This is a genomic window from Mycobacterium sp. TY814 (assembly GCF_030755175.1).
Classification (GTDB): domain Bacteria; phylum Actinomycetota; class Actinomycetes; order Mycobacteriales; family Mycobacteriaceae; genus Mycobacterium.
Map to the genome: position 1 here is coordinate 2,915,528 of NZ_JAUFRY010000001.1, position 26,677 is coordinate 2,942,204.

The window sequence follows — 26,677 nt, forward strand, 5'->3', positions numbered from 1 at the left end:
CCCCTCCTCAACTGTCCACCGGTGCAACGACGATGCCGTCCGCCGCGATATTCCTGATCGAGACCCATGTCACTTCTCGCGGCGGCGTTTCCGTGCTAGACACCAGTACGTGGCAGAACCGGCAGTGCTCGTGGAGCGGGACCAGCACATCCTCACCATCACCCTCAACCGCCCCGAGAAGCGCAACGCCTTCAATCCGGAAGTGTTGTGCCGGCTCGCCGACGCCTGGGATCTCCTGGACGACGATCCGGACCTGCGGGTCGCCATCATGACCGGCGCGGCGGGCAACTTCTCGGCCGGCGCGGACCTGGATCGCCTAGTCGGCGCTCTGATCTCCGGTGAACCCGCGCAGAACGAGTACGAGGAGCGGGTGAGGTCCGATTTCTCGTTGATTTACAAGGGGTTTCTGAAGGACCACTACGTCAGGAAACCGATCATCGCTGCGGTCGAAGGCTACTGCTACGCCGGTGGGATGGAGATTCTGCAGGCGTTCGATATCCGGGTGGCCGCCGAGAACGCACAGCTGGCGATCAGCGAAGTGCAGCGCGGGCTGTTTCCGATGAGCGCCTCGACGATTCGGTTGCCGCGCCAGATCCCGTACACCGTCGCGATGGAGATGCTGATTGCCGGCACGCCGATCTCCGGGCAACGAGCCTACGAGGTGGGCCTGGTCGGGCACGTCACCGCTGCGGGTGGCGCGCTGGGCCGGGCTCGGGAGATTGCGCAGCAGGTGGCGAAGAACGGTCCGCTGGCCGTCCGCAACATCAAAGCCTCGGTGATCGAGAATCTGGAAAAGACTGAGGCTGAGGCATTTCCGCGTGAGCTCGAACTCGGCATGGCGGTGATGGCATCGGCCGACGCCAAGGAGGGGCCACGCGCTTTTCTGGAGAAGCGGCCCCCGAAGTTCACCGGGACCTGAGGGCGGCGCCGTCTCGACACACGAGCAGCAGGGCCGCAGTCAGTAACTGCCACAGGAAGATCGAATATGCGCTGCCGCGTTCCCACACACCGACGGGCATCGCCCGGCAATTGGCCACCAGCAGTGCAAGGCACAGAAATCCCAGCGCTGCAACAACTGTCGAGCCGAGGCGGTATCCCCGCAGCGAGGGCATGAGCAGTGTTGATCCGGCCACAATGGCGGCATTTCCGCCTGCCAGCGCCAGCGCAGCGCCGGCGATATGCACCAACCCGCTGGGCACCGTGCCCACCAGGATGTTGCCGACGGCGTTAGCGGCTACCAGGCCGACGAACAAGCGGCTGCGTCGATTCCCTGGAACACCGACCATGCACAGCGCTCCGAGCAGAAACATGCTGCCCTGCAGGCAGAATGCGACGTGCATCAACGGTGCCCGCGGACCGTGCCGGCCGAGATCGCTGATGTAGTTGTGCGCATAGCTGTAGGCAGGCAGATAGGCCGCAGCCGCAACGGCTTCCAGGATCAGATAGCCGGCGACGCCCACCACCCAGCAGGCCGCGCCGCCGGTGCGAGTGGTCACTCGTTGGGCTGCACGTGAATATTTCTGGCGCCGACGATATTTCGTAGACCCGAACAATTCACGCAACCGATGCACCCGACGCAGTCGGTGCAGCGCACGCACGCGATGCACGCGACGCATCGGGTGCAGGCGACGCATCCCAGACAGGCCACGCATTCGCGGACGGCAACGCAAATCACCGTGAGGAGGCTGGCGATCACGCCGACGCTTCCGGCGGTGCCCGCTGACCCCGCTACCGCGACGCTGCCGGCGGTACCGACCGATCCCGCTACCGCAACGCTGCCCGCGGTGGTCGCCGATCCGGCAACCGCGACACTACCGGCCACGGCCGCCGAGCCGGCGACCGCGACGCTCTCAATGGTGGCGATCGAGCCCACGACGGACTCGTTGTCAGATTCCACAGTCACCGGTGATTGCAAGGCAAGCATGGGCACATCATGTCAGGCGCGCGGTCGAATCAGAAGGCGCCGGCGCCGCACCGGTCACCGCCGTGTCGCTCCGCACCGGCTCGACTCCAGTCCTAGAATCCCAGGCAGACCCGGCGACCGGTGAGGAGTCACGTGGACCTGGAGCGCATCACTCACCCGTTGCGGCTGGCGCGGGGATCACACAACGCGGGTTCGGCCAAAGGCTGTGCCATGAATGTCATTTCGTACATCAACGGGGACGAGCAGATCACCGATTTCCCGGCCACCTCGGCGCGTCCGCTGGCCGCGTTCGTCCAGCTGTGCAACGACCAACTCGCGGGACTCGACGGCTATTTGTCTCCGGAAGACGCCGTGCTCGCCCTCGATCTGGGCTGGCTGACGGTCGGTACCGCAGACGTGGACGAGACCGTCATCCGGCCGTGGGTGTCCAAGTTGCTGATCAGCCCGCCCTGGGGTGTGGTTCGCTACGCGGAAAGTGCTGCGGCCGAAGTTATTTCGGAAATAGCCGAACTGCACCGAACGCTGGCACCAGGTGAGATGCCTGACATTGCCAGCTGGGACCGGGCCGCGCGGGTGGCCCGGGAGATCAGCGCCACGATGGCTCCGGGCGCCGAGCGGTACGCCGTCCGCGCCGCGTATCAGTCGACCGCTCTCTCTGACACCGAGGCGTGGGACACGCTGGATGCCGTGACCGGTAACGCCCTGCGTGCCCATCGCTTGGCGAACCTGGAAAACGGCGCCAGCCGGATCGTGGAAACGACCCGCCACGCGATCCGGTCTTGGCGGCGGCTGGCCAGCCTCTCGGTCGTCGGCAACGTCCCCGCGTCGATCACTAAAGCACTGCAGCGCAACGGGGCGGCCGCGTAGCGGGGCCACACAGCGCGGCACTGGCTCCGCTCGTCCCGGTACATACCGTAGGGGGTATGGTATACAGGAAAGGGTGAGAGGAGCCGACGAGATGCTTGACGACCCTAGCGGCCCGGCCGTGACCATCTGGCTCGATCCGGTGTGCCCCTATTCGTGGAATACCGCCCGCTGGCTGAAGGCCGTTGCCGACAAGACCGGCCTGGCCATCGAGTGGCGGCTGATGAGTCTGGCGGTCCTGAACAAGGGCAGAGACATGCCGCCCAAACAGCAGTCCCGGATGCGTGACTCCGAGCGGATCGGACGGCTGATGGCCGCCATCCGCGACCAGCACGGCAAGGAGGGGCTGGCGAAGGCGTATTTCGCGTTCGCCGAGCGGTATCTCGACCAGTCCGAACCCGTCGACGATAAGCTCGTCGCACATGTGCTGGATGCCGTGAAGTCCTGGGACGTCACCGCCGAGGTGCTGTCGGACCCGTCGTGGGACGAACTCGTCCTGCGCAGCCATCAAGCCGGGCAGGAGGCGCTCGGCGAAACCGGGGGCAGCCCGATCACGCGCATCAACGGCCACGCGTTCTTCGGTCCGGTGCTGACCGCACCGCCTGACCCCGGGGCGGTTGAATCACTGTTCGATGCGGTGGCAGCATTGGCCGCAGTCCCGCAGTTCTCTCAGCTGCAACGACCGCGCGGCGGCTAGATTTCAGGGGGTTTCGGATGTGTCATGCGGTGAGATGCCGCGTCTGCGGCAAGATCACCTGGGCTGGTTGCGGTGCGCACGTGCAAGCGGTTCAGCGCACCGTGCCTGCCGACCAGTGGTGTGACGGACATGAGCCATCCGAACCCGCCCGCCCGCGGCCGGGCCTGTTCGGCAAGAGATGGTGAACGCGACCCGGTATAGGTGCTGACCCCGTACGCTCTGCTGCTCGGCACGCTGACCGCCCCGGCGCTCGTGGTTGCTCTCTCGCCGTTACCCGTGGTGCTGGTGCTGGTCGTGCTGGTGCACAGCGAGCGCCCGCGTTCGGCGAGCATCGCGTATCTGGCGGGCAGACTTTTGGCGCTGACCACCGTGACCGCGCTATTCGTTCGCGCCCCCCGATTCCTGGACGCGCTGCATGGTCCGGTCCCGCGGTGGGCCGACGGGGTGATGCTGGCACTGGGTGCGGCGATGATCGGCCTCGCAGGGTGGATCTGGGCGCGGCGCGGCGACGTCGGCGCGTCGGCGCCGTGGCAGAACCGGGTCGGCCGGCTGACGCCGGCAGTATCTGCCACCATCGGCACGCTGCCGACGATGGCCAACCCGAAGGTCCTTGCCGCCGGCGCGGCGGCGGGCGTGAAGATCGGCACACTCGACTTGACCGCCGCGGGAACGGCGGCAGCTGTCGTCTACTTCGCCGTTCTGGCAAGCGCGACCATCGCAGCACCCATTGCGGCGTATCTCCTTCTCGGGCCGCGGATCGACCCGCAGCTCGACCGGGTCAGGAGCTGGTTGCACCGTCGCCACCGCGCAGTGACGGCGTTGGCCTTGCTGGCCGCGGGTATCGCGGTGCTGGTGTACGGACTCGCGTGAGCCCGCTCAGCGGATGGCCAGCCCGGTCAGCGCCCGTGAAATCACCAGGCGCTGAATCTCGCTGGTGCCCTCGAAGATGGTGAAGATCTTCGCGTCGCGGTGCATGCGCTCAACCGGGTAGTCACGGGTGTACCCGTTGCCGCCCAGGATCTGGATGGCCTCGTCGGTGACGTAGACCGCGGTCTCGCTCGCCACCAGCTTGGCCATCGAGCCTTCCGCCGCTTCGAAGTTCTGGTTGTTGCGGGCCATCCAGCCGGCCCGCCACACCAGCAGCCGGGCTGCATCGATACGACTCTTCATATCGGCGAGCTTGAACGCCACGGCCTGGAACTCACCGATCTTGCGGCCGAATTGCTCACGCTGGGCCGCGTATTCGAGGGCGTACTCATAGGCAGCGCGGGCCACGCCAACGGCCATGGCGCCGACGGTGGGCCGGGTGCGCTCGAACGTCTTCATCGCTGCCTGGCCACCCGCGGAGGCACCGGACTTCACGCGCGCGATCCGCGCTTCGAACTTCTCCCGGCCGCCGAGGATCGCGTCCTCGGGCAGCCGGACGTTGTCCAGCACCACCTCGGCGGTGTGCGATGCGCGGATGCCGTGCTTCTTGAATTTCTGGCCCTGCGCAAGGCCTTTGGTGTCCGGCCCGATGACGAAGCTGGCCTGACCGCGGGTGCCGAGTTCGGGATAGACCGAGGCGACAACGATATGCACGTTGGCGATGCCCCCGTTGGTGGCCCAGGTCTTGGTGCCGTTGAGGACCCACTCGCCGGCCGCCTCGTCGTAGCGGGCACGGGTGCGGATGCCACCCACGTCGGAACCCGCGTCGGGCTCCGAGGAGCAGAACGCGGCCAGCTTCGGTTCGTCGGCCGTGCCGAACATCTGCGGCAGCCATTGGCCGAGCTGCTCGGGAGTTCCGTTGCCCGCCAGCGCCGCTGCGGCCAGGCCGGTGCCCATGATCGACAGCGCAATGCCGGCGTCACCCCAGAACATCTCCTCGAACGTGGTGAGCATGCCCAGCCCGGATTCCTCGGCGGCCTGCTGCGCCATGAAGTCCGGGGAGTAGAGGCCCACTTTGGCGGCCTCCTGAATCACCGGCCAGGGCGTCTCCTCCCGCTCGTCCCACTCGGCTGCGGCCGGGCGGATGACGTCGGCGGCGAACTTGTGCACCCAGTCGCGCACCTCGATCACGTCGTCGCTGAGTTGCATGGAAAAGGTCATGGCGTTGCTCCTGTGTTTCGGGGTGTGCGGTAGTGGATGAGGACGCTGACGGTCTGGTTGACCCAGGCCTCGAAATAGCGCTCTTCGTCGATGTTTCCGGGCAGCCGCCCGGTGAGTGCCTGCAGCGTCGCGGCATATGACAACGAGCCGATCGCCGTGGCCGCCATCGCGTCCGGATCGGGGATCTGGGTCCGGCCGGACCGATTGGAGGCGGCCAGTTCGTCGGCGAACCGTTGATAGGCGTTGTCGGTGATCACCTGCCAGGTCTTCTCGTCGAGATCGCCGAGTTCATCGGGCTCGCGCAGCATGACTTTGAGCAGGTCCTCGCTCTGCTTGAAATTGCTCCAGATCAGTTGACCCGCGGTACGCACCGCGTCCTCGACGCTGGTCGGCTCGCCCGCGTCGTACTGTTCGCGCGCGGCGACGATGAGATCGATGCGGTGTGCTACCGCCGCCTCGAGCAGCTCGCGCTTGGAACCGAAGTGCTTGTACAGCGCGCCCGACCCGGGAGCCAGCCCGGCGGCCCGCTGGATGTCGGCCACCGATGTCGCCGCGTAACCCTTGGCGGCGAACAGCTTCAGTGCCTCGGCCAGCAGCCGATCACGTCCGCGGCTGGGCTCGGTGACCATGGTGAGAGAGTACTCACTCACCGGAGCTCGCGGCAAACCAGCAGGTGATCAGGTGATGACGAGATCGCCGGGGAGTTCATCGCTCAGCACGGCGCGGGCGAGCAATTCACCGAGCAATGGCCCGAACTTCATCAGATTGGCACCGACAAACGCCAGGACACGACCGCGCCGGGCGATGGTCCAGCCGTCGCCGCCATCGTCAAGCCACGCCGCGCGGGCCGTCACGCAATCCACCCTGCCCACCGGCGCCAACGACGGGAACAGCTTCCGCACCACTGCCGGGTCGGGGTCGTCCTGTCCGAAGGCCCAGTGGCCCGTGCTGCCGATCGGTAGCCCGTATCCTTCCGGCGCGGACAGGCACGCCGCACCGGCAGCGGATCCCCCCTGGTAGGTGAAGCGGGTGTGGGGGGAGAACTCGATCCCCAGCGGGCCGAACAGGTCCTGCGTCTGGACCCCCGCACAGATGAGCACGCGGTCGGCGGTCAGCATCGTTCCGTCTGTCAGTGTGATGGATCCGTCGTCGGCGACGGCTAGGACATCGCCGTGCCGGAGTTCCACCCGGGCAGACAGGGCATCCAGTGCGCGGCGGATGCGCAGGCTACCGCCGTCGGGATCGAAAATACCTGTCTCCCAGGGTGCTTGCAGAAAGGGAATGCGTGCCCCGATCTGGTGGCGGTCGAGATGGGCGAAGGGGGCGTCTGCCGCTGCCATCGCGGATGCGACGGCGTCGACAGCACCGGCGGCAATGAACCCTTCCGAGCCCAGCAGGGAGCGGCCGAACTCGGATTCCCAACGCTGCCAACCGGACCGGGCCCGCTGGGCGAGGCGGCACAACTGCGGGTTGCGGTGCGCGACACGAAAGATCCGCGCCAGGCCCGCGGACTGTTCGGCGAACGGCTCACCGCGTTCGATGACGAGGCAGCGCTCACCGAGGCCCGCGAGTTCGTAGGCTGTCGCCAGTCCGCAGATGCCGGCGCCGATGACGACGAGCATGGTCAGAAGTAGAAGCCGGCGTAGGGGGCGTCCGGCACCGCGAACAGCCGGTCGGCGGCGGCGAGTGCACGGGGATCGTCGGCGCGGACCAACCCGGCGACCGCCAGGCTCTGCCAGGTTGCACCACCCAGCAGGACGGTGCCGAGTCCTTCGATGCCGACGTGCAACTGGGGCCGCTCGTCCGTCGGCGCCGCTCCGTCGCCGGTGATGGAGAAGATGACCGAATTGTTCTGCAGCACAGGGTCGGTGATGGACACGGTCACGCTGTCATCCCCGGCATAGCTGCGTGCGGTGAGTGCCCCGTGCGCGTCGATGATGCGCAGCCAGGTCTCGTCGTGCACTGCCGTGACGTTCGCCGCTCGCCGGTCCAGGAGCAGCAGGGGCAGCGGATCGTCGACCGGCAACATCCAGAAGATCACGCGGTCAACGAGATCCAGGCCGAACAGGAAACGGAGCAGTCCGAGGTACGCGTCGGCGCTAGGTGCGAAGAAGTCCTCGACGACGATGGTGCGCTGGTCGCTGATGAACCATTTCTCGGTGTCGATTGGACGGTACCGGGCGAACCCGGATTCCGACCCCGGCGCTCCGTGCACGGCGACATAGTCTGGGCCGGGGGAGGATTCGCTGCGCAGCTTGCGTGCCTGCCACCACACCGCGGGCCGGTCGATGGTTCCCGGTCGGGTCGGTCGATGCTCGGAGTAGATGCGGGGCAGGGTGTCCCAGGCCGCTGCCGCGTCGAGCAGCCGCACCGGGCCGCCGGCGGCGACGTCCGGGCGCAGCGCCGCGCGCGCGGTCTGGACCTCGACGGTATGCGCCGAACTGGCAACGCCGTAGCCGTAGCGCCCGTATATCGTCGCCTCCGACGCGCGCAGCGTCGCGACGACCTCCCCACGATCGGCGCAGTCGCGCAGTTGATGGTGGACCAGGGCGCTGGCGAGGCCACGGCGGGTGAAGGACGGCAGTACCCCGATGTGGGTCACCGCGGCGTGCCCGACAATCGCGCCACCGGGCAGCGTCAGCCGGCTGGTCACCGCGTCCGCCGTGCCCACCAGCTCACCGTCGACGAACGCCCCGATCAGGCGCCCGGGGTCGAGCAGTGCGGCGATCTGCCCCGGCGCCAGGCTCAGCTGCGGGAATCCGACCATGGCGGTGCGAAACACGTTGAGCGCTGCGAGTAGATCCTCTTCGCGGTCGAGCACCCGGATGTCGGAGTTCATCCAGCCATCATGCCGCCTCGGCGGTGAGTTCAGTCTGCGCTGAGGGCGCTGCCCACCTGAACTTCTCCACCCGCAGCGCAGAGTGAACCTGTCCACCTCGCCAGCACGGACCGCCACGCGGTCAGGTTGGCCGAGGATCCGGCCCAGGCAATGTAGCCGTCGGGTCGTACCAGCACCGCTGGGCCGTCGTCGGTCCGCTGCGCCTGGATCAACTCGCCAGTGTCGAGCGGCGCAGCCGCACGCTCGCGGATGAACACGAATCCCGGTGAGCGCTGCAACTCGGTGAGCCTGCCCCGCGTCAGCGGAATCGGCGTCGCACGGGTGCCTACCAGTGGGCTCTCGCCGTGGCGATGCCGGTAGCGCAACGCCGTCCCGGCGAAGCTCCCGGCCACCGCGTCGCGCACCCGCGGAACGCGAAGCAGTCTGGGCGCCAGAAAGTTTCGTGCTGCGCGAGCCGGTCGCGGATGCAGCGTCACGCCGCGCGCCAACAGGCCGGACTGGAACAGCACCCGTTTGGCGATCGGATGGCGCTCGTCGTGATAGCTGTCGAGGACGGCGTCGCCGGCGCCGGCCAGCACGGCGTCGATCTTCCAGGCCAGGTTGGCGGCGTCCTGGATGCCGGTGTTCATGCCCTGGCCGCCCATCGGCGAATGCACGTGGGCGGCATCGCCGGCGAGGAACACCCGGCCGTGCCGGTAGCTCCTGACTTGCCGCTCGTCGCAATGGAATCGCGACTTCCACGCGACCTCGAGCACGTCGGGGTCGGCACCCATCGCCTGGGCCAGGATGCCGACGACCTCATCGTCCGTCACCGGTTCGGTGTCGGGCACCTGGTGATTGCGGTCCCAGACCATCGCCCGGTACCAGGAGCCGTGGGAATCGCGGCGGCTGTAAGGGGCCAGGAATGCGAACATGTCTCGGGTGCTGCCGACCTTCAGCCCCTGACCCGCGGGTGGATGTGCGAGCTTGACGTCAGCCAGCACGATCGACGACAGAATGGTCTTGCCGGGGAAGTCCGCACCCACCAGCGTGCGGACGGTGCTGTGTGCCCCATCGGCTCCGATGAGATAGCTTGCCCGCCAGCGCTCGTCGCCGTCGGTGGTCACGGTCACCCGGTCGGCGTCCTGATCGATGCCGGTGACGCCGACGCCGCGCCGGATGTCGGCCCCCTGCGCCGCGGCGTAATGACGCAGCGCCGCATCAACATTGGTTTGCGGTGTGACCATCACGAACTGATACGGCGACTCGAGGTGGGTGAGGTCGATTCGGGCCCCGCCGAAAATGGTGACGCCCGGTGCTTGGTGAGCGATGGCGAGGAGGTCGTCGGCCAGTCCGCGAGCATCCAGTACCTCGAGTGTGCGAGCCATCGTGGCGAACGCCCGACTCGCCGGGTTGACGGCCGGCCGGCGTTCCAGCACGGTCACCGAACGGCCGGCCCGGGCCAGGTCGCCTGCGGCGGTCAGGCCGGTCGGCCCGGCGCCGACCACGACCACGTCGACGTCATGCGTGGTCATCGCGCCAGTGCTTCCGGGTACCAGCGGCGGATGTCCTCCGGAGTGGACTGCGCGCCGCGATTGAAGACGAACCGGCAGCCCGGTTGAGTAATGTGCGCGGCGTTGACGATCGACTCGAACAGCATCGTGTTGCTGGCCACCAGGCGGACGCCGGCCCCGATCAGGACCGCGTCGTACCGGTTGGCTTCCAGCCACCGGCGGGCCTTCGCGGCGCCGGCTTCGCCGAAGTCGATCAGGCAGTTGTCGACGTGGTAGCCGGCGCCGCGCAGGGCGGCGACGTTGTCGTCGTTGGCCGCTCGCAGTCCCTCCCTGGTCAGTCCGGGAAATTGCGCGAAGTCCGGTGAGGAGTAGTCGATCACGTCGGGGTCGAGTCCGATCTGGATGGCTGCGACGGCCATGGCGGCGACCTCCCATCTTGAGTTCAACAACTGTTGAAATCAACGCTAGACCCGCTGGTTGGGTCGTGTCAACAGTCGTTGAATACAATGCTCTGATGCCCCCGAAGGTGCGCGACGGCGAGACCACCCGCGCGACGATCCTGGCGACCGCGCGCTCGCAGTTCGGCGACCATGGATTCGAGCGCACAACCATCCGGTCGGTCGCTTCCGCGGCCGGGGTGGATCCGGCGCTCGTTATGCACTACTTCGGCAGCAAAGCTGAATTATTCGCTGCGGCTTCACGATTCGATGTGACGTTCCCCGACCTCTCCGACGTGGCGCCGGACCGGATCGCCGAGGTGCTGCTGCCGCTGTTCGTCTCGGTGTGGGGGCCGGAGGGTCCCTTTCTGCCGCTGCTGCGGGCCGCCGCGACCAACAAGGCGGCGGCGGCCGCCATGTTGGAGGTGTTCGTCGACCGCGTGGCGCCGGCGCTGGCCACGGCCGTCCCGGACCGCGCCGCTGAGCGGGCCGCATTGGTGGGTGCCCAGGTGCTGGGCCTGGCGACGGCCCGCTACATCCTGTGCATCCCGGCGCTCGCGGAGATGGACGACGCGCAGCTCATCGAATGGCTGCGTCCGGTGCTCGCGCACTACCTGACCGGTTCCGTTACGCAGGCCTGATATCGAAGTGCTCCGGTTCCGGTGCGGCCAGCATGGAGGTCAACGTCGCGCGGTCCCACGGCCACAGGTCGATGGCATTGCCCTCGGTGAGGTACCAGGAGTTGCAGCCGGTGTTCCACACGGTGGGCTTCATCGCCTCCGCCACGGCGGCATTGAACTCGTCGGTTGCTTCCTCGGTCACTTCGATCGATGACGCCGCGCCGTCGCGCATCATCTCCAGGAACCGCGCGATGTAGTGGGCGGTGCGCTCCGCCGAATACTGCAGGGAGATGGATCCGGTGGGGGAGTTCGGGCCGAGCACGGTGAACAGATTGGGGAAGCCAGGAATCGCGGTCATCCGATAGGCCCGCGGCCCGGCGGCCCAGGCCTTATCGATGGTCAGGCCGTCACGGCCGGTGATCTCCATGGGACGCATGTAGTTGTGCGCCTGGAAACCGGTGGCCAGCACGATGACCTCGGCGCCCCGGTGCCGGCCGTCCGCGGTCTGGATTCCGGTCGGGGTCACCGCGGTGATCCGCTCTGTCACCAGCTCGGCGTTGGCGGATTGAATTGCACGGTAATAGCTTCCGGAGACGACCTGGCGTTTGCACAGCGGCTGGTAGTCCGGGGTCAGCTTACGGCGCAACTCTTCGTCGCGCACCTGCGCTCGGAGGCACAACCGCGCATAGCGCTGCACCGCGCGCCGCCGCCACGTCGGACGGGTGGTGACGTCGGCCAGAATTCCGGACGCCCACAGCAGCGTTCGATACATCCGGTTGTGCCCACCGGGAAAACGTCTCAGTGCGGCACCGATAAACGTGCTCTGGCGCAACGACATCGGTGCCCAGAGAACCCACTGTGGCGACCGCACGTAGTGGGCGATCGATGCGGCATCCGGCTGTAGTGCGGAGATGACCTGTACGCCGGTGGATCCCGTGCCGATCACCGCGACGTCTTTCCCGGCGGTGTCGACAGCGTCGTCCCAGCGGGCGGTGTGCAGCACCGGCCCGGGAAACTCGTCGAGTCCGGGGATGTCCGGGACCGCCGGGTGATGCAGCACCCCGGTGGCGCAGACGACCACGTCGGCGTCGATCTCCGCGCCGTCGGCGGTCACCAGCGTCCAGCTGGCGCTGCCTTCATCCCATTGCGCGGCAATGACTTCGGTGTTCAGCCGGATCCGGTCACCCAGCCCGAGCTGCTCGACCACGCCGCGGTGATATTGCTGTATGTCGGCGCCCTCGGCCCAGATATGTGACCAGTCCGGTTTCGGCGCCCACCCGAATTGGTAGAGCTGCGAGGGTACGTCGCAGCGCAGCCCCGGGTAGCGGTTCCAGTGCCACACGCCGCCGACGTCGGATGCCTTCTCCAGCACGGTGACATCGGAGAACCCCCGCTCGGTGAAGACGTGGAGTGCAGTGATCCCGGCGAGACCCGCGCCGATGATCACCACGCGTGGCTCTCGCGTCATGCATCGACCTCGCTGGCCGCCAAAGCCTTTCGGACGGTCGTCGGTGCGGTGGTCATCGCGGCCTCGAACGCCGCCGGGCGCCGGGAGCGGTTCATGAAGTTCGCGCCCAGGCCGGCCAGATCCGTCACGGTCGGCACGATCGGTATCACCCGCTGGCCCCGGGCACGTACGGCGGCGATCTCCTGCCACAGCCCCGCCGACATCGGCCGCCGCAGCAGCCGGTCCTCGAGCACGCCGCCGATTCCCGGCACGCGCACCCCGGTCGCTGACGCCATCGGCGCGATGACGTAGATGATGTCGGCGTCTTCGGGCTCGACGAGATCCACCGATGCCGTCGAGGCCGCCCCGCCGTCCACATAGGTCTGGTCTCCGATGGTCACCGGTGGCATCCAGCCGGGGATCGCCCAGGATGCTCGAAGGGCTTCCCCAACAGTGGCTTTCGGTGATCCGGGGGCACCGAAGGCGACACGCCGGCCGCGTTGCACGTCGTAGGCGACCATCCGCGCGCCCGGGTGTGCCAACCATCCGTTGGGCGCTTGGAATCCGTCAGCCAGCCGCTGCAGCCAGCCGGCGTCACCGCGGCCAGTCGGCGCCACCCCGGCCAGCGCGGCCAGGCCGGACTGGGAGCGCAGCAGAGCCGGATTGAGCAGCCGGGGCCGCGGTAACGGGGGCAGGCCGGGCGGTGTGTCGTGCAGGTGGCGGCGCAACCGCTCGTCGGTCGCCTGCCCGCGTTGCATGGCGACCAGGTCGGCGACCGAGGCGCCGCCGCCGAGCATGGTGACGATCTCGGCGCCGGCCGAGGTCCCCTGCAGGACGTCAGCCCCGGCGGGGTCGCTTCCGGTCTGTTCGGCCAGCGCATGCAGGGCAGCGACGATCCACGCGCCCCCGATCGTGCCGCCGCAGCCAATGACCAGCGCCGTTTTCCGGGCTTTGTCGGTCACGCGTCTCCTCGTATGCCGGGCTGACCTACGCCCGCGCCGGCAACCTGCGTTCGATGATCGTCAGCGCACGCTCGGCCCAACGGATGTTTTCCTGCTCGAAAGATATGCCACGCAGCAAGGTGAGGTACGGACCGACCCGCTCGGCTGCGGCCACGAACTCGTCTTCGGTGCGTCCGGCCAGTAGCCGCGTCCGCAACCGCTCGTAGCGTTCGAGTTTGGCCCTGGCCCACTGCAGGCGCTCGGCGATGGAGTCGCGAACGGCCCGGGTATCACCGGCGTCGGCGGCGGCGACTTTGATCATCAGGTCGTCGCGCATCATGGATGGCTTGGGCGCTCGGGCGGTGAGCTGCGTAATCGCCTCGCGTCCCGCGTCGGTGAGCGAGAACATCCGCTTGTTGGGCCGGCGCTCCTGGTGAACGAGTCGCGCCTGGATCAGGCCCTGCTCGGCCAATCGGTCGAGTTCGCGATACAGCTGCTGCGGCGTGGCCATCCAGAAGTTGGCGACCGACGCATCGAACTCTTTGGCCAGGTCGTATCCCGAGTACTCACGCTCGAGAAGGGCGGTCAGCACCGCGTCACGCAGCGACATCCGGCGATCATACAACGATGCACCTATTCAACAAAGTGATTATTTGCCTATGGACATACGACGGGCCAGGATCTAGCGTCGATCTCGTCTACTCAAAAAATTGACTATCTTGCGAGGTTTTGATGCACCCCTTCCGTAAAGCCGTCGAGGCGCACGACGTGGAAGCCGTCGAGGCGATGCTGGCCGATGACGTGGTGTTCACCAGTCCGATCGTGTTCAAGCCGTACGCCGGTAAGCCGATGACCAGGGCGCTGCTGCGCGGGGTGTTGCGGGTATTCGAGGACTTCCGGTACGTCCGGGAGATCCACGACGAGGACGGCCGCGACCACGCGTTCGTGTTCGAGGCGATGGCGGGCGGCAAACAGGTCACCGGCTGCGACTTCCTGCACTTCAACGAGGACGGTCTGATCGACGACTTCATGGTGATGGTGCGGCCGTTGTCCGCAGCCATGGCCCTGCAGGAGGCGATGGGCGCACAGTTCGACCGCATCCGCGAAGAGGCGCTCGAGTTCGCCGGTAAGCAGGGCAGCTGACCATGCGAATCGGATTGGGGATCAACTACGCCGGCGGCTTCAAGGAAGTGGCCGCCGAAGTGGCCGACCTGGAGCGGGCGGGGCTGGACATTGTCTTTGTGCCCGAGGCGTATTCGTTCGACGCGGTGAGCGCGCTGGGGTATCTGGCGGCCAGTACCGACCGGGTGAAACTGGCGTCGGGCATCCTGCAGCTCTACACCCGCACCCCCACGCTCACGGCGATGACCGCTGCCGGACTCGACTATGTGTCCGACGGGCGCTTCACGCTCGGGCTGGGCGCTTCGGGCCCGCAGGTAATCGAGGGCTTTCACGGCGTGCCCTATGACGCACCGATCGGGCGCACCCGCGAGGTCATCGAGATCTGCCGCCAGGTGTGGCGTCGCGAGACGCTGAAATACCAGGGGAAGCACTACACCATCCCGTTGCCCCCGGAGCAGGGCACCGGTCTGGGTAAGCCCCTCAAACTCATCAATCACCCTGTCCGGGAACAGATTCCGGTGCTGATCGCTGCGCTGGGCCCGAAGAACGTCGAGCTGGCCGCCGAGTTGGCCGAGGGCTGGCAGCCGATCTTCTATCTACCCGAGAAGGCGCAGGACGTGTGGGGTGACGCCCTGGCGACCGGAAAGGCCAGGCGTGACCCCGCGCTCGGCGAGCTCGAGGTGTACGCCGGCCCGACCCTCGCGATCGGTGAAAACGTCGAGCCGCTCAGAGAATTCGTCAAACCGCATCTGGCGCTCTACATCGGCGGCATGGGGGCCAAAGGCAAGAACTTCTATCACACGCTGGCCACCAAGTACGGCTACGGGCCGCAGGCCGACCGTATTCAGGAGCTGTACCTGTCCGGCGATAAGGAAGGAGCCGCCAAGGTGGTTCCCGACGAACTGGTGCGCGACGTCAACCTGATCGGGACCAAGGAGTTCGTCAGGGAACGCGTCGCGGCGTTCCGTGAGGCGGGGGTGACGACGCTGAACGTCGCGCCGATCGCGGGCACGGCGGCCGAGCGGGTCAAGCTGATCGAAGAGTTGCGCGGGCTGGTCGCCTGAACCCGGCTTATGACGCCGGACGCCGGCGGGAAGAGCGGGGAGTGACTCCGGTCATCGAGGTCATCGCCTCGGCGAACCGGGGATAGACGATGGCGGGTCCGATCCACCGCGCCAGGAAGCGCTGCAGGTCGGCACCGCGGCGCGGGGGTTGGCCGCGGTCGACGAGAAACGAATGCAATATCCGCAGGCAGAATTCGGAGAGTTCGTCCAGCGCGGCGTCGTCGAAACCGTTTGCCTCCCAGTCGACGTCGTACCGGTGCAACATCGACCGGCTGAACGCCACCGCGGTTTCGGACGAGATCGACGGAACCGCGCCTCCCTGTTGGCGTTTGGTGAGGATCAGCCGGATGCGGTCGTCAGCGGCCAGGTTCTCGATCGTAAAAGCCAGGCCCTCCACCACGGCCCCGACCGGATCGGTCTGACCGCGCACATGATCGGCCAGCCGCTCCAGGAACCCGTCGCCGGATCGCATGGCGGTGGCCAGCAACAGCGCCTCGGTCCCCGGGAAGTAGCGGTAGACGGTCTGGCGCGTCACACCCAGCGCGCGCGCCACGTCGGCGATGCGCATGGCCGACCCGCGCTCGGCGACGATCGCCTCAGCCGCGTCCAGGATGCGGGCGATCGCCTCCTCGTCGGAAGCGGGCGTATTTCCGGCCCAACCGTGACTGCGCGCCACTACCGGCTCCTCCGTGCCGCTGACATGACGCGATCATATCGGGGGCAAAGCGCGGTCCGTCCGCGTCATGGCTGTGTGGCGCCGATCGAATACCAGCGTGCGGCACTTTTCGGCTCTGTCGCGTAACGGTCGAACCACCGTCTGGCGAACTCGGGGATCTTTTCGTGCGTGGGGTCGTGGCCGGGACCCTGCGAACGCAGCAAGCCGACCAGCATCGCCGCGAGCTCGCGTATGGGGACACCGGCATACGTGGCCTGTCCGGGACCCGTCAGCGCTCGGGCGGCACGCAGTGAGGCGTAGAAAGCCCTGGGCGACAGTCCTTCAGGGATCAGCTGACCAAAGGCCCCGCCGTCTGCTTCCGGCACCTGTTCGCGAAATCCGCGCGTGATGATCTTCAGGATCTCGTCGATGTGCCGCGCCACGCCGGCGATGGTCTTGAGTCGGTAGGGATAGCTGTCATGGACGGCGTCGTAGACCCTCAGCGCCGAACTGCGATGCTCGATCTCCTCCACGAAGTGCCAGAGAAACAGTGAGGCCACCCGTTCATCGCCGGGGCGGAAGAGTTTGTCCTCGTGATCGAGAAACACTTTGAAGTACGGAGTGAACGTCGCCTCGATGGCCGCGACGTATCCCAGTCGCCAGGCCAGTGGTTTGGTTGCCGTCAGGTGGTCGAATGACGCGACGACTTGGTCCATCGTCTCGTGCAGTCCGGGCCAGCGACGGACGAGGGCGCGATAGTGGCTCAGGTGCGCGGCCGAATGCTGAGCCTCTTGGCGCAGATAGGCGTTGGCCTCCTCGGCGACTTCGGGATCCCGCATCAGGGGGATGGCCTCACGAGTCGCCTCGACGATGAACTTCTCGAAACCCGGTGCAAAGAATGTGATTACGTTGCACTGCATGCCGAATGCGGGGCGCTCGGGCTGCCAGTTGAAGGGGATGTCGGAGCCCGCGAAGTCGAAGCGGACTCGTCGCACTTGGATGTCAGTCGCCACGCGCCCGCCTTCTCATTCGGTCCCCCGGTGTGACTTGTTTTTGACGGTAGCGGCAACCCAGCGCTCTGGCAATACGTTCCGAGGTAAATGTATGGTGATGTGATGGGTTACTCGACCGTGAGCGGCACTTCCGGGGCCGTTGCGTCGGGCCTCGATGCGCTGCTCGGCCTGCCATTCGACGATTCGGACGATGTCATTCGGGACGCCGTCAGCCAGGCCAGTGTTCCCGCACTGTTGATGTCCATGGTCCACATGACCGGCGACATCAGCCTTCTCGACGAACTGCCGCGGCCGTACGCCCTCATCGCGATGGACCTGCAGGGCGCGATGAGCGAGCCCGACAAGGAGGCCGTGCGACAGCGGGCCTTCGACGTGATCCGCGACTACCGCGACCGAGGTTGCCCGCCGCCGTATGTTCCCGATCCCGAACAGATGCGGGTCATGTTCGATGTGATCTCCGCGGGCACGGTGACCGAGGAGCACGTCGACTATGTGGCAGCCGACCTGCGGTTCACCGACGCCGACCAGAACGGGCCCCTGCTCAGGTCGTCGCCGCAGCAGCGCGCGGCGTTCCCCGTCGTCGTCATCGGCTGTGGTGAGGCCGGGCTGTTGGCCGGCATCAAGCTGAAAGCCGCGGGCATTCCCTTCACGATCATCGAGAAGCAAGCAGGAGTCGGCGGGACGTGGTTGGTGAATCGCTACCCGGGCTGCCGGGTGGACATCGCCAATCAGTACTACGCCTACTCGTTCGAGCCGACCGACCACTGGACCCATTACTACTCAGAGCAACCGGAGATCCTGCAGTACCTCAACGACGTGGCGACCCGGCACGAAATCGCCCCGCACGTGCGGTTCAACACCACAGTGACCGCCGCAACGTGGGACGAGGAATCGGCAACGTGGCGGGTGGTCGTGCAGGACGCCGACGGGCAGGCGGAGACGCTGAGCGCACGGGCGCTGATCTGCGCGGTCGGTCAATTCAGCAACTCGGTGATTCCAGACATCAAGGGAGCCAATACGTTCCGCGGACCGTCGTTCCACACGGCGGACTGGCCTGCGGACGTCGACCTGACGGACAAGCGGGTGGCGGTGATCGGTGCCGGCGCCAGCGGGTTTCAATTGGTGCCCGCCATCGCCGACATCACCCAGCAGGTCGACGTCTATCAGCGCACCCCGCAGTGGATGGCCCCCAACCCGATGTACCACGACGCCGTACCCGACGCAGCGAGATGGGCGATCCGTCACCTGCCCTACTACGGCCGGTGGCTGCGGTTCGTGTCGTGGTGGCCACTGGCCGACGCGCTCGACGAGCAGGTGCGGATCGATCCGGACTGGGACAACGGCGGGCTGTCGTGCAACGCGTCCAACCACGGCATCCGGGAGATGTTCATCGCGTGGATGCGGGTCTTCTGCCGGGACGAGGAATTGTTGGCCAAGGTCACCCCGAAGTATCCGCCGATGGGCAAACGAACGTTGCAGGACAACGGAACCTGGCTGCGGACTCTGCAACGCGACGATGTCCAACTCATCACCGACGGGATCGCCGAGATCACCGAAGACGGGGTGACCACCGTCGACGGCGTGCAACGGCGGGCGGACGTGCTGTTGTGGGCAACCGGTTTCGACGTCAACCATCAACTCGGACCCATCGACATCCGCGGGCTGTACGGACTCGACCTCAACACCGCCTGGGGCGACTCTGCCTATGCGTATCTGGGAATCACGGTGCCCGGTTTCCCAAACCTCTTCTGCATGTACGGGCCCGGCACCAACGGGGTCAACGGTGCCAGCATCATCTACAACTCCGAATGTCAGATGCGCTGCATCATGGGGTGTATCGACATGGTGCTCGCGGGCGGTTTCGGCTCGGTCATGCCACGGGCGGAAGTGTGTGCGGACTACAACCGGCGCAACCAGGAGCGGCTGAAAACCATGGTGTACAGCCATCCAGCAGTGAGCAGCAGTTATTACAAGAATGCCGCGGGCGCGTTGCCGACGCTCTACGGCTTCCGCATCTTCGACTACTGGAGATGGACCAGCCGCCCGAACGTCGGCGATTACGAACTGCGGCCTTGAGTTTCAGTCCACCGCGACAGGCGACTTGCGGCCCCTCGAGGGGACCGCGTTTGCAACGGACGCTCCGAGAAAGCGTTCGACGATGGCGCGTTCGGCAGCAGACCCGTCGAGCGGCCAGCACCACAGAGCCAGGAAGACGCGGATAAGCCATTGCGCTGCCATGGGGTCAAGGTCGTTCTCCCCGAGCATTTCAGCGGCGAAGCCGATGACGACAGGCGATTTGGTCAGCCATTCACTACCGGGCCCCAGGTTCATCGACTGCATGACGTGAACCAGGGGGTCGGCACGCATGCATTGCAGGGCAACGATGGTCGCGGTGACGACCCGCCCCGGGCCGGTGAGGTCCTTGATGGCCAGGCGCACCGTCTCGAGTATGCGGTTGGCGTGGATGCGGACGACGGCTTCCCGGATGGCCGTTTTACCGCCGGCGCGCCGATAGATCGTTGCGGGCGAACAGTGCACGCGCTCGGCCAGGGCCTCAATGGTGAAGGCCTCGTAGCCGATGGTGGAGATCAGGTCGGCGGCGCCGGCGTAAATGCGATCGGCGGCTTCTTCATGGCGATTGCGATCCAACAACCAATCGTGGTGTGGCATGTCGGCCTCTTCCGGACATGGTGAAAAATCTTCCGCTGATTTTCGCACGTTGAGACTAATAGCCCCGACCGTCTCATCGTAGACAGCTGGTCGTGACCCGTAACCGACTCGGTCGGCGCCGGCTGAGCTACAGCCGGCTCCTCAACTTCCTCGCCGACTATTGACCCCGCGGTGAGACGGCATTCAGCCTGAACCCTGTGACCTCCCCGGCCGATCCGGTTGATTTCTTCGGCGCCGAAACGCTGCAGGACCCCTACCCGATGTACGACCGGATGCGCGCACAATCCCCGGTGCACCGCATCGGCGACTCCGAGTTCTATGCCGTGTTCGGCTGGGATGCGCTGATCGACGCCGTCAATCGGGTCGAGGACTTCTCCTCTAATCTCACCGCGACCATGGTCTATCAGCAGGACGGAACGGTCACCCCGTTCCAGATGATCGAGGCCGGTAGTCCCGACCACGCGCTGGCCACCGCGGACGATCCGGCACACGCCGTGCACCGAAAAATATTGCTGCCACACCTTTCTGCCAAGCGCGTCCGCATCATCGAGCAGTTCGCCGCGCAAACCGCGGAACGCCTGTGGGACGAGGCGCTGCGCGACGGGCGGATTGAGTGGATGACCGCGATGGCGAACCGGCTGCCGATGATGGTCGTCGCCAAGCTGCTCGGTCTGCCGGCTGCCGACGTGGAGAAGTTGATCCGGCTCGGCTTCGCTACCACAACGCTGCTCGACGGCGTCGTGACGCAGGTCCAACTGGAAGCGGCCGGCGCCGCGGCCTTCGAACTTGCCGGCTACGTTCTTGAACACTTCGAAAAACCCAGCAACACGCCGGATTTCGGCCTTATTCAAGACATGGCAGCACGGTATGCCGCCGGTGAGGTGAACCAGGCCGTGGCGATGGGCATCATGCTCACGCTGTTCAGCGCCGCGGGCGAATCGACCGCCTCTCTATTGGGGAGCGCCACCTGGATCCTCGCCGACCGGCCCGAGATCCAGCAGCGGGTGCGTGAGCGTCCCGAATTGTTGAACGTGGTCATCGAAGAGACGCTGCGCTTTGAGCCGCCGTTTCGCGGTCACTACCGACACGTGTGGCGCGACACGACCCTGGGTGGCGTCGCGCTTCCGAAGAACTCCCATTTGCTATTGCTGTGGGGGGCGGCCAATCGGGATCCGCAACATTTCGACGCACCGAACGATTTTCGCCTGGACCGCAGCGGCGCCCGAGGGCATGTCGCCTTCGGCAAAGGCGCGCACTTCTGCATTGGTGCGGCGCTCGCCCGACTGGAGGCCCAGATCGTGCTCCGAATGCTGCTGGAGCGCACCTCCTGGATCGACGCGGCGGACGTCGGCGAGTGGTTGCCCAGCATCCTGGTGCGACGTCTCGACCGCCTGGAATTGGCGGTGCGGTAACTCGCGTCCCGAAGCCGAAACGCGCACAGTTGCTCTGTGGCGCGACCGAGCGCTTCCGCTCGCACTACTGTTGTGACCATGGGACTCACCCGACTTTTCCTGGAATGGCCCGTCGTCCGGCAGCTGCGCTCGGGAGACGCGCTCGGCCGTGGTCCCGCGGTGACCTCCAAACACACCCGCGCCATCACCCCGCGCACCACCACCGCAGACCGGGTGGTGCAGAGCGTCTGTCCCTACTGCGCGGTGGGCTGCGGGCAGAAGGTTTACGTCAAGGACGAGAAGGTCGTGCAGATCGAGGGCGACCCCGATTCGCCGATATCGCGTGGCCGGCTGTGCCCCAAAGGCTCGGCCAGCGAGCAACTCGTCAACAACCCGGGCCGGCAGGTCAAGGTTCTCTACCGGGCGCCCCGCGCCACTGACTGGGAGCCGCTGGAGCTCGACCGGGCCATCGACATGGTGGCCGACCGGTTCGTCGAGGCCCGCCGGCACGCCTGGCAGGACATCGACAAGCACGGTCACCCGCTGCGGCGCACGATGAAGATCGCCGCGCTCGGCGGCGCCACGCTGGACAACGAAGAGAACTACGTCATCAAGAAGCTCTTCACCGCCGCGGGCGCCATCCAGATCGAGAACCAAGCCCGTATTTGACACTCCGCCACGGTTCCCGGTCTGGGAACCTCCTTCGGGCGCGGCGGCGCCACCCAATCACTGCAAGACATGGCCAATGCGGACTGCATTGTCATCCAGGGCTCCAACATGGCCGAGTGCCACCCGGTCGGGTTCCAGTGGGTGGAAGAGGCTAAAGCGCGCGGCGCCAAGCTGATTCACGTCGATCCGCGCTTTACCCGCACCTCGGCGGTGTCCAACAAGCACATTCCGATCCGGGCCGGCTCCGACGTGGTGCTGCTGGGCGCGTTGATCAATTACGTGATCGCCAACGACCTCTGGTTCAAGGAGTACGTGCTGGCCTACACCAACGCGGCCACCCTGATCAACGAAAACTATCGGGACAGTGAGGATCTGGGCGGGCTGTTCTCCGGCTTCGACCCGGAGACCGGTCAGTACGACACCACCACTTGGGCCTACGCGGGCCAGGAGGACGAGCCCGACCCGGAACATGGGGCCAGCGCCGCCGCCCGCGCCGCCGGAGACGCGCACGGCAGCGGCGGTCCGCCGTTGCCGCATGCCCGCGTGCAACGGGACGAGACGCTGCAGCACCCGCGTTCGGTGTTCCAGATCGTGAAGCGGCACTACGCGCGCTACACGCCGGAGATGGTGCGCGACGTCTGCGGCATCAGTGTCGAGGACTTCGACTACCTGGCCCGCGCCGTCACCGAGAACTCCGGCCGCGAGCGCACCACCTGCTTCGCTTACGCCGTGGGCTGGACCCAGCACACGCTCGGAGCCCAATTCATTCGCACCGCAACGATTCTGCAGCTGTTGCTGGGCAACGTCGGACGCCCGGGCGGCGGCATCATGGCGCTGCGGGGCCACGCCACCATCCAAGGCTCCACTGACATCCCCACGCTGTTCAACCTGCTGCCCGGTTACCTGTCGATGCCGAAGGCCGGCGTGCACGACACCTTCGGTGAGTACATCGACGCGGTCGGACCGAAGAACCAGAAGGGTTTCTGGGCCGACGCGGACGCCTACCTGATCAGCCTGCTCAAGGCGTGGTGGGGTGAGGCGGCCCGCGAGGACAACGACTGGGCGTTCGACTACCTGCCGCGGTTGTCCGGTCCGCACGGCACGTACCAGACGGTGATGTCGATGCTCGAGGACGAGGTCGACGGCTACTTCCTGCTCGGGCAGAACCCGGCGGTCGGCTCGGCACACGGCCGCATGCAGCGGATGGGCATGTCGCACCTGAAGTGGCTGGTGGTCCGCGATCTCAACATGATCGAGTCGGCCACCTTCTGGAAGGACGGGCCCGAGATCGCCTCCGGTGAGCTCAAAACCGAAGAGATTGACACCGAGGTGTTCTTCTTCCCGGCAGCCACCCACGTCGAGAAGGCCGGCTCTTTCACCCAGACGCAACGGTTGGTGCAGTGGCGGCATCAGGCGGTCCAGCCTCCCGGTGACTGCCAGAGCGAGCTGCAGTTCTTCATCGAACTGGGCAAGCGCATCAGGCAACGCCTGGCCGGGTCGACGGACGAGCGCGATCGGCCGCTGTTGGACTTGACCTGGGACTATCCCACCGACGAGAACGGCGAACCGGACGCCACCGCGGTGCTGGCCGAGATCAGTGGCCGCTACCTGACCGGACCGAAGGCGGGTCAGCCGGTGGCGGGTTACACCGAGCTGGGTGCCGACGGATCGACGTCCTGCGGATGCTGGATCTATTCGGGGGTGTACGCCGAGGGGGTCAACCTGGCCGCCCGCCGGGCACCCCAAGGTGGCCCGAGCCCGAGCCAGTCGGAATGGGGCTGGGCGTGGCCGGCCGACCGCCGCATTCTGTACAACCGCGCCTCGGCCGATCCGGACGGCAACCCGTGGAGCGAGCGCAAGCGCTACATCTGGTGGGACGCCCAGCAGCAACGCTGGGTCGGGAACGATGTGCCGGACTTCCCCGTCGACCGCGACCCGCATGCGCGGCCGGCTCCGGACGTCGGCGGACCGGACGCGCTGGCCGGTGACGACCCGTTCATCATGCAGGCCGACGGCAAGGCCTGGCTGTTCGCACCCAAAGGTCTCGTGGACGGCCCGCTGCCCACTCACTACGAGCCGCAGGAATCGCCGGTGGCTAACGCGCTGTACCCGCAGCAGCAGAACCCGTCGCGAATCATGTTCCCGCGCAAAGACAATCTGTGGGCGCCGAGTGCAGGTGACCCGGGCGGGGACGTGTATCCCTACGTGTTCACCACCTACCGGCTCACCGAACACCACACCGCGGGCGGGATGAGCCGCTGGCTGCCCTACCTGGCCGAGCTGCAGCCGGAGATGTTCTGCGAAGTGTCACCGGAGCTGGCCGCCGAACGCGGCCTGCAGCCCTACGGCTGGGCGACGATCGTGTCGCCGAGGGCGGCGATCGAGGCCAAGGTGCTCGTCACCGAACGGATGCGGCCGCTGGTGATCGGCGGGCACACGATCCACCAGATCGGTCTGCCGTATCACTGGGGCGTGGGCTCTGATGCCGTGGTGAGCGGCGACGCCGCCAACGATCTGCTCGGGGTGGCCCTGGACCCGAACGTGCAGATCCAGGAGTCCAAAGCAGGCTCGTGCGACATCCGCCCGGGCCGTCGCCCTCAGGGTGAAGCGCTGCTGCGCCTCATCGAGGAATATCAGTCGCGTGCGGGGGTAACCGTCGAGACGGACAATATCCGGGTGACCAATCCGCAACGGGAGGGCTGATGGCGCAGCTGGTCGAATCGACCGGTCCTGCCGAGGACGCGGGATGGTCGAACTCCAAGCCGCGCAAAGGGTTCTTCACCGACACCTCCATCTGCATCGGCTGTAAGGCGTGCGAGGTGGCCTGCAAGGAGTGGAACCGCAACCCGCGTGACGGTGACCTGGAGATTCTCGGCTCGTCCTACGACAACACCGGCCAGCTGGGCGCCAGCACCTGGCGGCATGTCGCATTCATCGAGCAGGACCGTGGCCGCATCGAAGAGGCCCGCGAATCCGGGCGTGCCCTGGTGAATCTGGGCATGCCGTCCGTGGCCGGCGCCCCCGCCCCCGTCGACACCAGCCCGCCAGACACGCCCGAGTTCCGCTGGTTGATGGCCTCGGACGTGTGCAAGCACTGCACCCACGCCGGCTGCCTCGACGTCTGTCCGACGGGCGCGCTGTTCCGCACCGAGTTCGGCACCGTCGTCGTGCAGGACGACGTCTGCAACGGGTGCGGCACCTGCGTGGCCGGGTGCCCGTTCGGCGTCGTCGAACGCCGCAGCGACGGCACCTACGCCACCCCGGCCAACCGCTCCGACCGCCCGGAACACACGTTCGTCACCGGGGTGGCCCAGAAATGCACGCTCTGCTACGACCGGCTGCTCGAGGACCAGACCCCGGCCTGCGCTCAGACCTGCCCGACGACGTCGATCAAGTTCGGCGATCACGACGACCTGGTCGCGAAAGCTCGCGCCCGAGTCGCCGAGCTGCACGCCCAGGGGCTCACCGAGGCCCGCCTCTACGGCGTCAACGAGCACGACGGCGTCGGCGGCACCGGTTCGGTCTTCCTGATCCTCGATGAGCCCGAGGTGTACGGCCTGCCGCCCGACCCGCGGGTGCCGACCGCCGACCTGATGCAGATGTTCAAGCGGGCCGGAGTTGCCGCCGCGGGAATGTTCGCCGCTGGGGCACTGGCATTTTGGCGATCCCGATGAGCACGTCGGAGTACGACAGCCTGCGGCCACCGTCGGGCGGCAAGCGCCGGCGGGGCGACGGCAAGCGCCGCCGCCGTGACGAGTCGATCATGGTGCCCGACGCCGAATTCTCTTCGTACTACGGACGTCCCGTGGTCAAGCCGGCGCCCTGGGGACACGAGGTCGGCGCCTATCTGTTCCTGGGCGGCGTCGCCGGAGGGTCCGGCCTGTTGGCCGCCGGTGCCCAGCTGACCGGGCGAAAACTATTGCGCCGCAACACCAGACTGGCCGCTTTGACCGCCGTCCTGCTGGGCGGGGTCGCGCTGGTCAAGGATCTGGGCCGCCCCGAGCGTTTCGTCAACATGCTGCGCACCTTCAAGCTGACCTCGCCGATGAGCGTCGGCTCGTGGATCCTCAGCTTCTTCAGCGCGGGCATCGGCGTGGCCGCGGCGTCCGAGGTGGACCGGATGACCGGTGAGCGGCTGCCACTCGGTCCGTTGCGGCCCGTGTTGCGTGCCGTGGAGGGACCGGCCGGCCTGGAGGCCGCACTGTTCGCCCCGCCGCTGGCGGTGTACACCGCGGTGTTGTTGTCCGACACCGCAACTCCGACCTGGAACGCCGCGTACAAAGACCTGCCGTTCGTGTTCGTGAGTTCGGCGAGCCTGGCGGCATCGGGCCTGGCGATGATCACCACCCCGGTCGCCGAGGCCGGTCCTGCCCGCAAACTGGCCGTCATGGGCGCCGTCAGCGATCTCATCTCCGCGCGGGTCACCGAATACCGGATGGACCCGGTGACCCGAGAACCATTGCATCACGGGACTCCCGGCAAGTTGCTGCATTGGAGCGAAATATTAGCCGCCGCAGGTGGTTTGGGCGCGCTGCTGGGCGGGGGTCGCCGCGATGTCGCCGCCCTGTCGGGCGCGGCGCTGCTGACGGCGTCGGCGATGCTGCGGTTCGGCTTCTTCGAAGCGGGCAAGGAGTCCGCGCGCGATCCGCGCTACACGATCGAGCCGCAGAAGCGCCGGCTGGCCGCGCGCCGGGCGGCCGGTATCACCGACGACTCGATAACGACTGTTGGTTGAAGCTGGTT

26 protein-coding genes are annotated in these 26,677 nt (G+C 66.9%); 12 read left to right on the plus strand and 14 right to left on the minus strand.

Annotated elements, in window-relative coordinates; translation table 11 throughout:
• Positions 1–109 precede the first annotated feature (109 nt).
• Entirely contained in the window at positions 110–919 is an 810-nt protein-coding gene (locus tag QXH22_RS12930; protein WP_306243711.1) for an enoyl-CoA hydratase-related protein, read from the plus strand.
• Here QXH22_RS12930 and QXH22_RS12935 read toward each other — a convergent pair.
• Positions 906–1,496, minus strand: coding sequence for a DUF998 domain-containing protein (locus QXH22_RS12935; RefSeq protein WP_306275795.1), 591 nt, complete (start codon positions 1,494–1,496; stop codon positions 906–908). The genes QXH22_RS12930 and QXH22_RS12935 overlap by 14 nt on opposite strands.
• Positions 1,493–1,924 carry a hypothetical protein gene (locus tag QXH22_RS12940; protein ID WP_306275796.1) on the minus strand — a complete coding sequence of 144 codons (432 nt, stop codon included), beginning with the start codon at positions 1,922–1,924 and terminating at the stop codon, positions 1,493–1,495. Before QXH22_RS12940 ends, QXH22_RS12935 begins: the two co-directional genes overlap by 4 nt.
• 132 nt (positions 1,925–2,056) lie before the next feature.
• Here QXH22_RS12940 and QXH22_RS12945 point away from each other — a divergent pair, with 132 nt between their 5' ends.
• The 3 genes from QXH22_RS12945 (at position 2,057) to QXH22_RS12955 (ending at position 4,355) form a co-directional block, all read left to right on the plus strand.
• Entirely contained in the window at positions 2,057–2,791 is a 735-nt protein-coding gene (locus QXH22_RS12945; protein WP_306275797.1) for a hypothetical protein, read from the plus strand.
• A gap of 91 nt (positions 2,792–2,882) precedes the next feature.
• Complete coding sequence (locus tag QXH22_RS12950; protein WP_306275798.1) at positions 2,883–3,485, plus strand: DsbA family protein; 603 nt, start codon at positions 2,883–2,885, stop codon at positions 3,483–3,485.
• Between the two features lie 201 nt (positions 3,486–3,686).
• Positions 3,687–4,355, plus strand: a complete 669-nt coding sequence (locus QXH22_RS12955) for a GAP family protein (RefSeq protein ID WP_306275799.1) — start codon at positions 3,687–3,689, stop codon at positions 4,353–4,355.
• Positions 4,356–4,361: 6 nt separating this feature from the next.
• Here the strand turns inward: QXH22_RS12955 and QXH22_RS12960 are convergent, their stop codons facing one another.
• The 6 genes from QXH22_RS12960 to QXH22_RS12985 are packed head-to-tail and all read right to left on the minus strand — an operon-like array spanning position 4,362 to position 10,324.
• Entirely contained in the window at positions 4,362–5,573 is a 1,212-nt protein-coding gene (locus QXH22_RS12960; RefSeq protein WP_306243699.1) for an acyl-CoA dehydrogenase family protein, read from the minus strand.
• Positions 5,570–6,202, minus strand: coding sequence for a TetR/AcrR family transcriptional regulator (locus QXH22_RS12965; RefSeq protein WP_306275800.1), 633 nt, complete (start codon positions 6,200–6,202; stop codon positions 5,570–5,572). Before QXH22_RS12965 ends, QXH22_RS12960 begins: the two co-directional genes overlap by 4 nt.
• Positions 6,203–6,250: 48 nt before the next feature.
• On the minus strand, positions 6,251–7,195 hold the full coding sequence (locus QXH22_RS12970; RefSeq protein ID WP_306275802.1) for an FAD-binding oxidoreductase: 945 nt from the start codon (positions 7,193–7,195) through the stop codon (positions 6,251–6,253).
• 2 nt (positions 7,196–7,197) lie between these two features.
• Complete coding sequence (locus QXH22_RS12975; protein ID WP_306275804.1) at positions 7,198–8,412, minus strand: GNAT family N-acetyltransferase; 1,215 nt, start codon at positions 8,410–8,412, stop codon at positions 7,198–7,200.
• 29 nt (positions 8,413–8,441) lie between these two features.
• Positions 8,442–9,926: an FAD-dependent oxidoreductase gene (locus QXH22_RS12980; RefSeq protein ID WP_306275805.1), complete on the minus strand. Its 1,485-nt coding sequence runs from the start codon at positions 9,924–9,926 to the stop codon at positions 8,442–8,444.
• On the minus strand, positions 9,923–10,324 hold the full coding sequence (locus tag QXH22_RS12985) for a hypothetical protein (RefSeq protein WP_306275806.1): 402 nt from the start codon (positions 10,322–10,324) through the stop codon (positions 9,923–9,925). Before QXH22_RS12985 ends, QXH22_RS12980 begins: the two co-directional genes overlap by 4 nt.
• Before the next feature lie 95 nt (positions 10,325–10,419).
• On the opposite strand from QXH22_RS12985, the gene QXH22_RS12990 reads away from it, so the two are divergent.
• On the plus strand, positions 10,420–10,983 hold the full coding sequence (locus QXH22_RS12990) for a TetR family transcriptional regulator (protein WP_306275808.1): 564 nt from the start codon (positions 10,420–10,422) through the stop codon (positions 10,981–10,983).
• On the opposite strand, the gene QXH22_RS12995 is transcribed toward QXH22_RS12990, so the two are convergent.
• Genes QXH22_RS12995 through QXH22_RS13005 form a run of 3 tightly spaced genes read right to left on the minus strand, consistent with a single transcriptional unit; the run spans position 10,970 to position 13,960 of the window.
• Complete coding sequence (locus QXH22_RS12995; protein ID WP_306275810.1) at positions 10,970–12,430, minus strand: NAD(P)/FAD-dependent oxidoreductase; 1,461 nt, start codon at positions 12,428–12,430, stop codon at positions 10,970–10,972. The genes QXH22_RS12990 and QXH22_RS12995 overlap by 14 nt on opposite strands.
• Positions 12,427–13,371, minus strand: a complete 945-nt coding sequence (locus QXH22_RS13000; protein ID WP_306275811.1) for a patatin-like phospholipase family protein — start codon at positions 13,369–13,371, stop codon at positions 12,427–12,429. The genes QXH22_RS12995 and QXH22_RS13000 overlap by 4 nt, the downstream gene beginning before the upstream one ends.
• 25 nt (positions 13,372–13,396) lie before the next feature.
• Entirely contained in the window at positions 13,397–13,960 is a 564-nt protein-coding gene (locus QXH22_RS13005; RefSeq protein WP_306243669.1) for a PadR family transcriptional regulator, read from the minus strand.
• Between the two features lie 122 nt (positions 13,961–14,082).
• Here QXH22_RS13005 and QXH22_RS13010 point away from each other — a divergent pair, with 122 nt between their 5' ends.
• Together QXH22_RS13010 and QXH22_RS13015 are read left to right on the plus strand one after the other, a co-directional pair.
• Positions 14,083–14,493, plus strand: coding sequence for a nuclear transport factor 2 family protein (locus QXH22_RS13010; RefSeq protein ID WP_306243668.1), 411 nt, complete (start codon positions 14,083–14,085; stop codon positions 14,491–14,493).
• 2 nt (positions 14,494–14,495) lie between these two features.
• A complete protein-coding gene (locus tag QXH22_RS13015; RefSeq protein WP_306275814.1) occupies positions 14,496–15,536 on the plus strand; it encodes an LLM class F420-dependent oxidoreductase in 1,041 nt (346 codons plus the stop codon).
• A 7-nt stretch (positions 15,537–15,543) separates the two neighbouring features.
• On the opposite strand, the gene QXH22_RS13020 is transcribed toward QXH22_RS13015, so the two are convergent.
• Together QXH22_RS13020 and QXH22_RS13025 are read right to left on the minus strand one after the other, a co-directional pair.
• Positions 15,544–16,212, minus strand: coding sequence for a TetR/AcrR family transcriptional regulator (locus QXH22_RS13020; RefSeq protein WP_306275816.1), 669 nt, complete (start codon positions 16,210–16,212; stop codon positions 15,544–15,546).
• Positions 16,213–16,277: 65 nt separating this feature from the next.
• On the minus strand, positions 16,278–17,204 hold the full coding sequence (locus tag QXH22_RS13025; RefSeq protein WP_306275818.1) for a metal-dependent hydrolase: 927 nt from the start codon (positions 17,202–17,204) through the stop codon (positions 16,278–16,280).
• A 102-nt stretch (positions 17,205–17,306) separates the two neighbouring features.
• Here QXH22_RS13025 and QXH22_RS13030 point away from each other — a divergent pair, with 102 nt between their 5' ends.
• Entirely contained in the window at positions 17,307–19,280 is a 1,974-nt protein-coding gene (locus QXH22_RS13030) for an NAD(P)/FAD-dependent oxidoreductase (RefSeq protein WP_306275820.1), read from the plus strand.
• Between the two features lie 3 nt (positions 19,281–19,283).
• Here the strand turns inward: QXH22_RS13030 and QXH22_RS13035 are convergent, their stop codons facing one another.
• A complete protein-coding gene (locus QXH22_RS13035) occupies positions 19,284–19,874 on the minus strand; it encodes a TetR/AcrR family transcriptional regulator (protein WP_306275821.1) in 591 nt (196 codons plus the stop codon).
• 260 nt (positions 19,875–20,134) lie between these two features.
• Between QXH22_RS13035 and QXH22_RS13040 the strand changes: the two genes are divergently transcribed.
• The 4 genes from QXH22_RS13040 to nrfD all read left to right on the plus strand — a co-directional run bounded on the left by QXH22_RS13040 (position 20,135) and on the right by nrfD (position 26,669).
• On the plus strand, positions 20,135–21,286 hold the full coding sequence (locus QXH22_RS13040) for a cytochrome P450 (protein WP_306276031.1): 1,152 nt from the start codon (positions 20,135–20,137) through the stop codon (positions 21,284–21,286).
• A gap of 78 nt (positions 21,287–21,364) precedes the next feature.
• Positions 21,365–24,637: a formate dehydrogenase gene (gene fdh, locus QXH22_RS13045; RefSeq protein ID WP_306275822.1), complete on the plus strand. Its 3,273-nt coding sequence runs from the start codon at positions 21,365–21,367 to the stop codon at positions 24,635–24,637.
• Entirely contained in the window at positions 24,637–25,608 is a 972-nt protein-coding gene (locus QXH22_RS13050; protein WP_306243656.1) for a 4Fe-4S dicluster domain-containing protein, read from the plus strand. The genes fdh and QXH22_RS13050 overlap by 1 nt, the downstream gene beginning before the upstream one ends.
• Positions 25,605–26,669 (plus strand): NrfD/PsrC family molybdoenzyme membrane anchor subunit, encoded by a 1,065-nt coding sequence (nrfD, locus tag QXH22_RS13055; RefSeq protein ID WP_306275823.1) that lies wholly within the window; start codon positions 25,605–25,607, stop codon positions 26,667–26,669. The genes QXH22_RS13050 and nrfD overlap by 4 nt, the downstream gene beginning before the upstream one ends.
• Positions 26,670–26,677: the final 8 nt, after the last annotated feature.

What these genes read in the sequence shown, in the direction of transcription:
- QXH22_RS12940 (WP_306275796.1), bottom strand. Translation starts at nt 1,924, where the DNA reads ATGCTTGCCTTGCAATCACCGGTGACTGTGGAATCTGACAACGAGTCC.
- QXH22_RS12950 (WP_306275798.1), top strand. Translation starts at nt 2,883, where the DNA reads ATGCTTGACGACCCTAGCGGCCCGGCCGTGACCATCTGGCTCGATCCG.
- QXH22_RS12960 (WP_306243699.1), bottom strand. Translation starts at nt 5,573, where the DNA reads ATGACCTTTTCCATGCAACTCAGCGACGACGTGATCGAGGTGCGCGAC.
- QXH22_RS12965 (WP_306275800.1), bottom strand. Translation starts at nt 6,202, where the DNA reads ATGGTCACCGAGCCCAGCCGCGGACGTGATCGGCTGCTGGCCGAGGCA.
- QXH22_RS12970 (WP_306275802.1), bottom strand. Translation starts at nt 7,195, where the DNA reads ATGCTCGTCGTCATCGGCGCCGGCATCTGCGGACTGGCGACAGCCTAC.
- QXH22_RS12975 (WP_306275804.1), bottom strand. Translation starts at nt 8,412, where the DNA reads ATGAACTCCGACATCCGGGTGCTCGACCGCGAAGAGGATCTACTCGCA.
- QXH22_RS12980 (WP_306275805.1), bottom strand. Translation starts at nt 9,926, where the DNA reads ATGACCACGCATGACGTCGACGTGGTCGTGGTCGGCGCCGGGCCGACC.
- QXH22_RS12985 (WP_306275806.1), bottom strand. Translation starts at nt 10,324, where the DNA reads ATGGCCGTCGCAGCCATCCAGATCGGACTCGACCCCGACGTGATCGAC.
- QXH22_RS12990 (WP_306275808.1), top strand. Translation starts at nt 10,420, where the DNA reads ATGCCCCCGAAGGTGCGCGACGGCGAGACCACCCGCGCGACGATCCTG.
- QXH22_RS12995 (WP_306275810.1), bottom strand. Translation starts at nt 12,430, where the DNA reads ATGACGCGAGAGCCACGCGTGGTGATCATCGGCGCGGGTCTCGCCGGG.
- QXH22_RS13005 (WP_306243669.1), bottom strand. Translation starts at nt 13,960, where the DNA reads ATGTCGCTGCGTGACGCGGTGCTGACCGCCCTTCTCGAGCGTGAGTAC.
- QXH22_RS13010 (WP_306243668.1), top strand. Translation starts at nt 14,083, where the DNA reads ATGCACCCCTTCCGTAAAGCCGTCGAGGCGCACGACGTGGAAGCCGTC.
- QXH22_RS13015 (WP_306275814.1), top strand. Translation starts at nt 14,496, where the DNA reads ATGCGAATCGGATTGGGGATCAACTACGCCGGCGGCTTCAAGGAAGTG.
- QXH22_RS13030 (WP_306275820.1), top strand. Translation starts at nt 17,307, where the DNA reads ATGGGTTACTCGACCGTGAGCGGCACTTCCGGGGCCGTTGCGTCGGGC.
- QXH22_RS13035 (WP_306275821.1), bottom strand. Translation starts at nt 19,874, where the DNA reads ATGCCACACCACGATTGGTTGTTGGATCGCAATCGCCATGAAGAAGCC.
- QXH22_RS13040 (WP_306276031.1), top strand. Translation starts at nt 20,135, where the DNA reads ATGTACGACCGGATGCGCGCACAATCCCCGGTGCACCGCATCGGCGAC.
- QXH22_RS13050 (WP_306243656.1), top strand. Translation starts at nt 24,637, where the DNA reads ATGGCGCAGCTGGTCGAATCGACCGGTCCTGCCGAGGACGCGGGATGG.
- nrfD (WP_306275823.1), top strand. Translation starts at nt 25,605, where the DNA reads ATGAGCACGTCGGAGTACGACAGCCTGCGGCCACCGTCGGGCGGCAAG.